The sequence below is a fragment of the Duganella phyllosphaerae genome (genome assembly GCF_001758785.1).
GTDB lineage: Bacteria > Pseudomonadota > Gammaproteobacteria > Burkholderiales > Burkholderiaceae_D > Rugamonas > Rugamonas phyllosphaerae.
The window spans coordinates 1-576 of sequence record NZ_LROM01000064.1 but is presented as its reverse complement, the minus strand read 5'-3'; the positions used below and the strand labels follow the sequence as shown (position 1 = coordinate 576).

1 protein-coding gene is annotated in these 576 nt (G+C 65.3%); it reads left to right on the top strand.

Going from position 1 to position 576, the window contains the following annotated elements; all coding sequences use genetic code 11:
• Positions 1-576 (top strand): YDG domain-containing protein (locus DUPY_RS28345; RefSeq protein WP_229255268.1); only part of this gene is annotated, 576 nt, incomplete at both ends.

The window sequence follows — 576 nt, the reverse complement described above, 5'->3', positions numbered from 1 at the left end:
TTTCGTGGCCGGCAGCAGTTACACCGTGACCGCCAAGGGGCTGACCCTGACCGGCGTCAGCGCCGTCGATAAAATCTACGACGCCACGACCACGGCCGCGCTCAACACCGCCAGCGTTGGCTACTCGGGCCTGGTTTCGGGCGACACGGTGTCGCTGGCCGGCAGCGGCAGCGGCAGTTTTGCGACCAAGGATGTCGGTATCAACAAGGCTGTGACGGTGAGCGGCTACACGCTGTCGGGCGCCGACGCCGGCAACTACGTGGTCACCCAGCCGACCGGCCTGAGCGCAACCATCAACAAGGCCAACCTCACGGTATCGGATATTGCGGCGCTTGATAAAACCTATGACGCCACCACCGCCGCCAGCCTGACCGGTAACGCCGCCGTGGCCGCCCTTGGCAGCGACAACGTGTCGGTGGCCGGTACCGGCGTGGGCAGTTTTGCCAGCAAGGATGCCGGCGCCGGTAAGGCGGTGACAGTGACCGGCTATACCTTGTCCGGCGCCGATGCCGGCAACTACGTGGTGCTGCAACCGACTGGCCTGAGCGCAACCATCAACAAGGCCAACCTGGCGGT